Annotated in this window: 4 protein-coding genes; all 4 read left to right on the top strand. The window is 58.2% G+C overall.

The features are described from left to right. The coding region (locus ACJHWT_RS25250) for a phage tail tape measure protein (RefSeq protein ID WP_410232385.1) at positions 1-1,159 on the top strand (1,159 nt) is incomplete at its 5' end. Continuing rightward, on the top strand, positions 1,156-1,485 hold the full coding sequence (locus ACJHWT_RS25255; RefSeq protein ID WP_000847373.1) for a phage tail protein: 330 nt from the start codon (positions 1,156-1,158) through the stop codon (positions 1,483-1,485). The genes ACJHWT_RS25250 and ACJHWT_RS25255, both read left to right, overlap by 4 nt. Further along, entirely contained in the window at positions 1,485-2,183 is a 699-nt protein-coding gene (locus ACJHWT_RS25260) for a phage minor tail protein L (protein WP_001152639.1), read from the top strand. Before ACJHWT_RS25255 ends, ACJHWT_RS25260 begins: the two co-directional genes overlap by 1 nt. A 5-nt stretch (positions 2,184-2,188) precedes the next feature. After that, positions 2,189-2,524, top strand: a 336-nt coding sequence (locus ACJHWT_RS25265; RefSeq protein ID WP_171884066.1) for a C40 family peptidase, incomplete at its 3' end; no start/stop codon positions are given.

The raw sequence follows: 2,524 nt of genomic DNA on the forward strand, positions 1-2,524 counted from the left end.
AGACAGTGCTCATGCTGCCCTGCTGACGCTTCAGGCAGAACTCCGGACGCTGGAGAAGCATGCCGGAGCGAATGAGAAAATCAGCCAGCAGCGCCGGGATTTGTGGAAGGCGGAGAGTCAGTTCGCGGTACTGGAGGAGGCGGCGCAACGTCGCCAGCTGTCTGCACAGGAGAAATCCCTGCTGGCGCATAAAGATGAGACGCTGGAGTACAAACGCCAGCTGGCTGCACTTGGCGACAAGGTTACGTATCAGGAGCGCCTGAACGCGCTGGCGCAGCAGGCGGATAAATTCGCACAGCAGCAACGGGCAAAACGGGCCGCCATTGATGCGAAAAGCCGGGGGCTGACTGACCGGCAGGCAGAACGGGAAGCCACGGAACAGCGCCTGAAGGAACAGTATGGCGATAATCCGCTGGCGCTGAATAACGTCATGTCAGAGCAGAAAAAGACCTGGGCGGCTGAAGACCAGCTTCGCGGGAGCTGGATGGCAGGCCTGAAGTCCGGCTGGAGTGAGTGGGAAGAGAGCGCCACGGACAGTATGTCGCAGGTTAAAAGTGCAGCCACGCAGACCTTTGATGGTATTGCACAGAATATGGCGGCGATGCTGACCGGCAGTGAGCAGAACTGGCGCAGCTTCACCCGTTCCGTGCTGTCCATGATGACAGAAATTCTGCTTAAGCAGGCAATGGTGGGGATTGTCGGGAGTATCGGCAGCGCCATTGGCGGTGCTGCCAGTGGTGGAGCATCCGCGTCAGGCGGTACAGCCATTCAGGCCGCTGCGGCGAAATTCCATTTTGCGACCGGGGGATTTACGGGAACCGGCGGCAAATATGAGCCAGCGGGGATTGTTCACCGTGGTGAATTTGTCTTCACGAAGGAGGCAACCAGCCGGATTGGCGTGGGGAATCTTTACCGGCTGATGCGCGGCTATGCCACCGGCGGTTATGTCGGTACACCGGGCAGCATGGCAGACAGCCGGTCGCAGGCGTCCGGGACGTTTGAGCAGAATAACCATGTGGTGATTAACAACGACGGCACGAACGGGCAGATAGGTCCGGCTGCTCTGAAGGCGGTGTATGACATGGCCCGCAAGGGTGCCCGTGATGAAATTCAGACACAGATGCGTGATGGTGGCCTGTTCTCCGGAGGTGGACGATGAAGACCTTCCGCTGGAAAGTGAAACCCGGTATGGATGTGGCTTCGGTCCCTTCTGTAAGAAAGGTGCGCTTTGGTGATGGCTATTCTCAGCGAGCGCCTGCCGGGCTGAATGCTAACCTGAAAACGTACAGCGTGACGCTTTCTGTCCCCCGTGAGGAGGCCACGGTACTGGAGTCGTTTCTGGAAGAGCACGGGGGCTGGAAAGCCTTTCTGTGGACGCCGCCTTATGAGTGGCGGCAGATAAAGGTGACCTGCGCAAAATGGTCGTCGCGGGTCAGTATGTTGCGTGTTGAGTTCAGCGCAGAGTTTGAACAGGTGGTGAACTGATGCAGGATATCCGGCAGGAAACACTGAATGAATGCACCCGTGCGGAGCAGTCGGCCAGCGTGGTGCTCTGGGAAATCGACCTGACAGAGGTCGGTGGAGAACGTTATTTTTTCTGTAATGAGCAGAACGAAAAAGGTGAGCCGGTCACCTGGCAGGGGCGACAGTATCAGCCGTATCCCATTCAGGGGAGCGGTTTTGAACTGAATGGCAAAGGCACCAGTACGCGCCCCACGCTGACGGTTTCTAACCTGTACGGTATGGTCACCGGGATGGCGGAAGATATGCAGAGTCTGGTCGGCGGAACGGTGGTCCGGCGTAAGGTTTACGCCCGTTTTCTGGATGCGGTGAACTTCGTCAACGGAAACAGTTACGCCGATCCGGAGCAGGAGGTGATCAGCCGCTGGCGCATTGAGCAGTGCAGCGAACTGAGCGCGGTGAGTGCCTCCTTTGTACTGTCCACGCCGACGGAAACGGATGGCGCTGTTTTTCCGGGACGTATCATGCTGGCCAACACCTGCACCTGGACCTATCGCGGTGACGAGTGCGGTTATAGCGGTCCGGCTGTCGCGGATGAATATGACCAGCCAACGTCCGATATCACGAAGGATAAATGCAGCAAATGCCTGAGCGGTTGTAAGTTCCGCAATAACGTCGGCAACTTTGGCGGCTTCCTTTCCATTAACAAACTTTCGCAGTAAATCCCATGACACAGACAGAATCAGCGATTCTGGCGCACGCCCGGCGATGTGCGCCAGCGGAGTCGTGCGGCTTCGTGGTAAGCACGCCGGAGGGGGAAAGATATTTTCCCTGCGTGAATATCTCCGGTGAGCCGGAGGCGTATTTCCGTATGTCGCCGGAAGACTGGCTGCAGGCAGAAATGCAGGGTGAGATTGTGGCGCTGGTCCACAGCCACCCCGGTGGTCTGCCTTGGCTGAGTGAGGCCGACCGGCGGCTGCAGGTGCAGAGTGATTTGCCGTGGTGGCTGGTCTGCCGGGGGACGATTCATAAGTTCCGCTGTGTGCCGCATCTCACCGGGCGG

This window comes from Escherichia sp. WS338, from assembly GCF_046486405.1.
Lineage (GTDB): Bacteria > Pseudomonadota > Gammaproteobacteria > Enterobacterales > Enterobacteriaceae > Escherichia > Escherichia coli.

Excerpts from the sequence above, each read along its gene's own strand:
- ACJHWT_RS25255 (WP_000847373.1), top strand. The coding sequence starts at position 1,156 with ATGAAGACCTTCCGCTGGAAAGTGAAACCCGGTATGGATGTGGCTTCG.
- ACJHWT_RS25260 (WP_001152639.1), top strand. The coding sequence starts at position 1,485 with ATGCAGGATATCCGGCAGGAAACACTGAATGAATGCACCCGTGCGGAG.